Source organism: Thauera sp. SWB20 (genome assembly GCF_000831325.1).
GTDB classification, from domain to species: Bacteria; Pseudomonadota; Gammaproteobacteria; order Burkholderiales; family Rhodocyclaceae; genus Thauera; species Thauera aminoaromatica.
In genome coordinates this window covers 237,354-244,192 of the sequence record NZ_JTDM01000012.1, presented here as the reverse complement: position 1 = coordinate 244,192, position 6,839 = coordinate 237,354, and the positions used below count along the sequence as shown (strand labels likewise).

6 protein-coding genes and 1 pseudogene are annotated in these 6,839 nt (G+C 71.7%); 5 read left to right on the top strand and 2 right to left on the bottom strand.

Going from position 1 to position 6,839, the window contains the following annotated elements; all coding sequences use genetic code 11:
• Positions 1-245: 245 nt before the first annotated feature.
• Both PO78_RS03925 and PO78_RS03920 read left to right on the top strand, forming a co-directional pair.
• Complete coding sequence (locus PO78_RS03925) at positions 246-872, top strand: flavin prenyltransferase UbiX (RefSeq protein WP_043742131.1); 627 nt, start codon at positions 246-248, stop codon at positions 870-872.
• 41 nt (positions 873-913) lie between these two features.
• Entirely contained in the window at positions 914-1,516 is a 603-nt protein-coding gene (locus tag PO78_RS03920; protein WP_004323953.1) for an LON peptidase substrate-binding domain-containing protein, read from the top strand.
• Between the two features lie 44 nt (positions 1,517-1,560).
• Here the strand turns inward: PO78_RS03920 and mutY are convergent, their stop codons facing one another.
• The gene (gene mutY, locus PO78_RS03915) at positions 1,561-2,640 is read right to left on the bottom strand and encodes an A/G-specific adenine glycosylase (protein ID WP_004323951.1); all 1,080 of its coding nucleotides are present in this window, start codon (positions 2,638-2,640) and stop codon (positions 1,561-1,563) included.
• 111 nt (positions 2,641-2,751) lie between these two features.
• Here mutY and PO78_RS03910 point away from each other — a divergent pair, with 111 nt between their 5' ends.
• Positions 2,752-3,252: a flavin reductase family protein gene (locus tag PO78_RS03910; protein WP_043742128.1), complete on the top strand. Its 501-nt coding sequence runs from the start codon at positions 2,752-2,754 to the stop codon at positions 3,250-3,252.
• Positions 3,253-3,285: 33 nt separating this feature from the next.
• Here the strand turns inward: PO78_RS03910 and PO78_RS03905 are convergent, their stop codons facing one another.
• Positions 3,286-4,461 (bottom strand): hypothetical protein, encoded by a 1,176-nt coding sequence (locus PO78_RS03905; RefSeq protein ID WP_043742127.1) that lies wholly within the window; start codon positions 4,459-4,461, stop codon positions 3,286-3,288.
• A 217-nt stretch (positions 4,462-4,678) separates the two neighbouring features.
• Between PO78_RS03905 and PO78_RS03900 the strand changes: the two are divergent.
• Both PO78_RS03900 and PO78_RS03895 read left to right on the top strand, forming a co-directional pair.
• Positions 4,679-4,957, top strand: a pseudogene (locus PO78_RS03900) (HU family DNA-binding protein); the annotation flags it as partial.
• A 530-nt stretch (positions 4,958-5,487) separates the two neighbouring features.
• Positions 5,488-6,813 (top strand): DEAD/DEAH box helicase, encoded by a 1,326-nt coding sequence (locus PO78_RS03895; protein ID WP_012584448.1) that lies wholly within the window; start codon positions 5,488-5,490, stop codon positions 6,811-6,813.
• Positions 6,814-6,839: the final 26 nt, after the last annotated feature.

Sequence of the window (6,839 nt, the reverse complement as noted above, 5' to 3'; positions counted from 1 at the left end):
GGATTCGCGTCGACGCAGCTTTGCCGGTGCAATCGCGACTTGCGTCGCTCCCACTGGAAAGCTGCGCGGTGTGCGAGCCGACGATGACGCATTGACGCGGCAAGGCCGAGGGCAGCCCGGAGCGCAGCGAAGGGCCGCGAGTGCAGGCGGCCCTCCGCCCGCTTCCCGCGACCGTATCGAAGCCGCGCCCCTCGTCCGCCGGATGGGGTACGCTTCACGCCATCCGCCGACCTTCCCGCACCTCGATGACGCCTCCCCGCACGATCACCGTCGCCTTCACCGGCGCCTCCGGCCTGCCCTACGGCGTGCGCCTGGTCGAATGCCTGCTGCAGGCGGGCTGCCGGGTGTGGTTGCTGTACTCGCAGGTCGCGCAGATCGTCGCCCGCCAGGAGATGGACTGGAACCTGCCCGCGCGCCAGGCCGAAGTCGAGGCCGAGCTTTCCGCGCGCTTCGCCGCCGCGCCCGGGCAGTTGCGCGTGTTCGGCCGCGAGGAGTGGTTCGCCCCGCCGGCCTCCGGCTCCAACCCGCCCGACGCCATGGTCGTGTGCCCATGCACCGTCGCCACCCTCGCCTCGATCGCCGGCGGGCTCAGCCAGAACCTCATCGAACGCGCCGTCGACGTCGTCATCAAGGAAGGCCGCAAGCTCGTGCTCGTGCCACGCGAGACCCCGTACTCGGCGATCCATCTCGAGAACATGCTCAAGCTCGCCCGCCTCGGCGTGTGCATCCTGCCGCCCAACCCCGGCTTCTATCACCATCCGCAGACCGTGCAGGACCTGGTCGACTTCGTCGTCGCCCGCATCCTCGACCAGCTCGGCGTGCCGCACAGCCTGATGGCGCGCTGGGGCGAGGATCGCGAGCAGGCCGGCTGAAGCCTGCCGGCACCGCTGCCCCCTGCGCACCGGAGCGTCCCATGACCCCGCCGCCCGACACCCTCCCGCTGTTTCCGCTCAAGACCGTGCTCTTTCCCGGCGGCGTACTGCCGCTGCGCGTGTTCGAGCCGCGCTACATGGACATGGTCACGCGCTGCATGCGCGAGGGCGGCTCCTTCGGCGTCTGCCTGATCGCGGCCGGCGACGAGGTCGGCGAAGCCGCCGTGCCGCACCCGGTGGGCACCGAGGCGCTGATCGAGCGCTGGGACATGGAGCAGCCCGGCGTGCTCGAGTTGCTGGTGCGCGGTGGACGGCGCTTCCGCATCGTCGACCACGAGCTCGAGCGCGACGGCCTCCTGGTGGGCAGCGTGCGCTGGCTGGAGGAGCCGCCCGCGGAGCCGGTGCCCGCCGCGCAGGCCGAGCTTCTGCCGCTGCTGCGCTCGATCGTCGAGGAGCTCGGCGACCGCCTGCCGCCGCCGCACGACTTCGACGACGCTGCCTGGGTGGGCGCGCGCTACATCGAGCTGCTGCCCATTCCGCTGCTCGCCAAGCAGAAACTGCTCGAGCTCGACGATATCGTCAGCCGGCTGGAGATCCTCCAGCAGTTCCTGCGCGAGCACGGCCTGATGCCGAAGAAGGCCTGAGCGCGCACGACTTGCCACGGCGCGCCGGTGCGTTCCCCGCAGGCTCAGGCGCCGCGCGCGGGCGCGCCCTCGTCGAAGAGGCCCGGTGCCGCGAGGCCGTCGAGGATGCGCCGCACCGGCGCGGGCAGGGCGGCCTCGGCGTGGGCGCCCAGCGGCAGCCAGCACAGCGCGCCGTCGTCGGCCAAGCCTTGGATGGCACTGGCGTGCAGCAGCAGCGGCTGCAGCTCGAGCACGAAGTGGGTGAAGGCGTGGGTGAGTGGTGCGAGCGGCCGGGGCGCGGCGGTGGCCAGGCCGAAACGCTGGGCGCTCCAGGCCTGGGCGTCGTCCACCTCGGCGGGCAATTCCGGCAGCGCCAGCAGGCCGCCCCAGATCCCCGCCGGCGGGCGACGCTCCAGCAGCACCGCGCCCTGGTGCAGGATCACCGCACAGCGCGCACCACGCCGCGGCACCACCTTCTTCGGGCGCGCGGTCGGCAACGCGGCCACGCGCCCGTCGCGACGGGCGACGCAGTCGTCGTGGAAGGGGCAGCGCGCGCAGGCGGGGCGGGCGCGGGTGCACAGCGTGGCGCCGAGATCCATCTGCGCCTGGATGTAGCGGCCGATCCCGCGCTCCGGCAGCAGCGACTCGGCGAGCGCCCACAGCCGCGTCTCCACCGCCTTGTCGCCGGGAAAGCCCTCGATGCCGAAGACGCGGCACAGCACGCGCTTGACGTTGCCGTCGAGGATCGCCGCACGCTCGCCCCAGGCGAAGGCGGCGATCGCCGCCGCGGTGGAGCGACCGATGCCGGGCAGCCCGGCGATCGCCGCGGCGCTGCGCGGAAAGGCGCCGCCGTGCGCGTCCATGACCACCCGCGCCGCGCGGTGCAGGTTGCGCGCGCGGGCGTAGTAGCCCAGGCCGCTCCACAACGCCATGACGTCCTCGACCGGCGCCGCGGCGAGCGCGGCGACGTCGGGGAAGCGCGCGAGGAAGCGCTCGTAGTAGGGGATCACGGTCTCGACCCGGGTCTGCTGCAGCATGATCTCCGACAGCCAGATGCGGTAGGGGTCGTGGCCGCCCTGCCAGGGCAGGTCGTGGCGGCCGTGCTTGCGCTGCCATTCGATCAGGCGGATGGAAAAATCGCTCATGTCCCCTTTTGTTCCTTGCGTTGCCTGCGCGCTCGACGCTGCCCGCGCGCGCGGCGATAATCCCGGCTTTACTCCCACCCGAGCAGCGCGGCCCACCGCGCCCGTCCGTCCATGACCCAACAGCAAGCTTCCGGCGAGGACTTCCAGCGCCACTTCCGCAACGCGCTCGGCATGTTCGCCACCGGCATCACCGTGGTGACCACGCGCACGCCCGCCGGCGAGCCAATCGGCCTTACGGTCAACTCCTTCAACTCGGTGTCGCTCGACCCGCCGCTGATCGTGTGGAGCCTGGCCAACGAGCTGCCCAGCCGCACGCTCTTCGAGGGCTGCGAATACTACGCGATCAATGTGCTCGCCGAGGACCAGGCCGATCTGTCGCAGCGCTTCGCGAGCCGGCTCGGCGAAAAGTTCGCCGGGCTGGAGTTCGACTCGGGGGTCGGCGGCGTGCCGCTGCTCGCGGGCTGCTGCGCGCGCTTCCAGTGCCGCAACACGGTGCGCCACGCGGGCGGCGACCACGTGGTCTTCATCAGCGAGGTGGTCGATTTCGACCGCGCCGAAGAGCGCGCGCCGCTGCTGTACTTCGGCGGCGCCTACCGCCAGCTGCGTGCCTGAAGGCCGCGCCGCGGGCGCGGCGGCGGTCCGGGCTCAGGCGGATGCCGGCGCCACGCCCGCGCCTTCCCCTGCGGCGACCAGCTCGACCACGAAAGGCAGCGAGGGGTCGATCGCGAGCATCAGCCACTCCAGCCGTTTCTTCAACGCCTCGGGGTCGCCGTCCGTGACCTGCAGGCACATCGCCTCGCGGCAATAGACGCCGTCGGGCTCGAGGTTCCACGCACCCGCCGGCACGATCGCGCAGTCGGCGATGCGACCCTCGGCGAGGCGGACCCAGCATAACAGCACGCCGCGCGCGCTGATCACGCGCGCCAGACCGACATCCGGGGCGACGCGGCAGGCGTCGATCAGCGGCGCCACCTCTGCGCTGCCCGGATGGCGCATCGTGCTCGCGCAGTCGGCCACGTCGATCGCCTTGGCGAACAGGCGCGCCGAGATGCGGTTGCCGCGCTCGAGCAGGATGCGCACCAGCGGCGAGGCGGCGTGGCGCGCGAGCGGTCCAGTCTCGGCAGGCTCACTGGCGTAGCGCGGGTGACGGATGAATTGCGCGCTCGGCCAGGTGCCCACCTCGGCGGCCCAGGCGTCGGCGCTGAGCGTGCCGAGCAGCGCGGTGCGTTTTTCCGGCAGCACGGTGGACGGGCCGTGGGCGATCAGCTCGCCCAGGATCGAGCTCAGGCTGCCGCCGCCCGCGAGGCGGTCGAGGAACTCGCCGATTCCGTGCGGCATGCGGATCTGGTTGAAGAAGCCGGCGAGCAGCTCGCGCGCGACCAGGTCGAGCACCTCGCCGCCGAGCACGAAGTCGTTGTCGTGCTCCCCGGCATGCAGCAGGCGGCGGTGGAATTCGGCATAGCGGTTGATGCGTGGCTCGAAGCCGAGCGAGGGCGGCCAGTCGAGGAGGAGGCGGCGCAGATGCATGTCGATCATTTCGGCGGCCAGCCGGCGCTCGGTACGCAGCTGCTCTGCGCGCTCCGGCGGCGGCTCGCCCGCGGCCGCCGCGCAGGCGTGCGCGAGGGCGTGAGCGTGGGCCTGCGGGCTGTGGCTGGCGTGGCGGCGCAGATGCTCCACGCCCTCCGCGGGCGCCATGCCGATCACCGCGCCGCCCATCCAGGCGCGGTCGGGGATGTGCAGCGACACCGCAAGGACCTGACCCGCGGCATGGGTGGCGAGAACCCGGATCGGATCCTCGCCGGTGCTGTCCTGTGTGCTCATGTCGTCGCTCGTATGCATTCTTGAATCAGGCTGGAGAATACCCGCATCGGGGAAGTTTGTTGTTCGCGTGGACGGATGTGCATCGAGGCCGCCCGCCACGGGGAGGAAGAAGGGCGAGCGTGCAATGCTGCGCACGCCCCAGGATCCGCGACAGTGCTAGAATCCGCCGCGTAGACCGGACTTTCCGGAACTCCCACTCACACACCAATCGAGGAAAAGCATGAATAAAGGTGAATTCGTCGAAGCCCTGGCCGACCGTCTGGATGTGCACCGCGCCCAGGCCGACCGCGCGCTGTCCGCCGTGCTCGACATCATCGCCGAGCAGCTCGCCAAGGGCGAAAAGGTGGCCTTCACCGGTTTCGGCTCCTTCGAGGTTTCGCAGCGCGCCGCCCGCACCGGCCGCAACCCGCAGACCGGCGCCACCATCGAGATCGCCGCGTCGAGCGTGCCCAAGTTCACCGCCGGCGCCACGCTGAAGGCCTCGGTCAACAAGTAAGCGCACACCGACGGCGCCCTCGGCGCCGTGGCCTGCGGGCCCGTTCCGGCTGCTGCCGGAGCGGGCCCGCTTGCATTCCGGCGCCGTGTCCAAGGCGGGCCGTGCAAAATAAACCGCGACAGCCTGCCGTCCAACCGGTATACTGCCTGTCGTTGTGCAATGCAGCAACAGGGCCGAGAGCAATACCGACGCGTCGAGGGACGCGAGCCGGAGCGGCCCGAGGGACTGTAACCACAGCCCCATCGCCTCCGACCTCCCGTCGCCGACACTCCGTCGGGTTTTCCATTCGTTCTTCCGATCGTCTGGCATCGTGACAACCGGTTGGTGCCGATGCGCGGTCTTTCCAGGCGTCCATGCGCCACCGGATCGACCGGCCACGCCCATCGCGCGTCCCGTCGCCCTTGCGACGTCTCGTGCCGTTCCTGTCCGCAGGCACGGCACGGCGTGATGTCATTGCGGCCCGCCTGCGGCGGGTCCGGATCGCTCCGCCCGCCCATTCCCGCGCGGCGGGCAGCAAGACAGGAAGAAGCATGAACTTCGAAAACCTCGGCCTCGCCGAAGAACTCCTCAAGGCCGTCGCCAGCACCGGCTACACCACCCCGACCCCGGTGCAGCAGCGCGCCATCCCGGCGGCGATCGCCGGCCGCGACCTGCTCGTCTCCAGCCACACTGGCAGCGGCAAGACCGCCGCCTTCACCCTGCCCGCCCTGAACAGGATCATCGACCGCCGTCCGGCGCCCGGCAGCGGTCCGCGCGTGCTGGTGCTGACCCCCACCCGCGAGCTCGCCCAGCAGGTCGAGAAGGCGGTGCAGACCTACGGCAAGGCCCTGCGCTGGCTCAACACCGCCTGCCTGGTCGGTGGCGCGCCGATGTTCGCGCAGATCAAGCAGCTGCAGCGCCAGTGCGACGTCGTCGTCGCCACCCCGGGCCGCCTGCTCGACCACCTGACCCGCCGCAAGATCAAGCTGTCGGACGTCGAGGTGCTGATCCTCGACGAGGCCGACCGCATGCTCGACATGGGCTTCGCCGAGGACATCGACGCCATCGTCGCCGCCACCCCGGCCAAGCGCCAGACCCTGCTGTTCTCGGCCACGCTCGACGGCGTGGTGGGCAGCATGGCGACGCGCATGACGCGCGACGCCGAGCGCATCGAGATCGAGGTCGCCCAGGAAGACCGCGGCCAGATCGAGCAGCGCCTGATGTTCGCCGACGACCTCGGCCACAAGAGCCGCCTGCTCCACGCCCTGCTCGGCGAGGACGGGATGAACCAGGCGGTGGTGTTCACCGCCACCAAGCGCAGCGCCGACGAGCTCTCGCTCGCGCTGCAGGAAAAGGGCATCTCCGCCGCCGCGCTGCATGGCGACATGCACCAGACCCAGCGCAACCGCACCCTCGACCGCCTGCGCCAGGGCCGCATCGGCGTGCTGGTGGCGACCGACGTCGCCGCGCGTGGCATCGACGTCGCCGGCATCAGTCATGTGATCAACTTCGACCCGCCGCGCCAGGCCGAGGACTACGTGCACCGCATCGGCCGTACCGGCCGCGCCGGCCGCGACGGCATCGCGATCACGCTCTCCGGCCCGCGCGAGACCGGCCTCATCCGCGCGATCGAGCGCTTCACCGGCGACCGCCTCGCGGTGCACACCATCCCCGGCATGGAGCCCTCGCCGCGCAAGCCGGCCGGCCCGCGCCCGGGCGGCAACAGCGGTCGCCGCTTCGGCAGCGGCGCCAAGCCCTCTGGCAGCAGCTACGGCCGCCCCGGCGGCGACGCGCGCCGCAGCGGCGGCGGCTTCAGCCGCGACGGCCATCCTTCGCGCAGCGAGCGCAGCCACGACGACCGCCGCTCGCGCGGCTGACCCGGCGGGCCCGCCCAGGGCCCGAG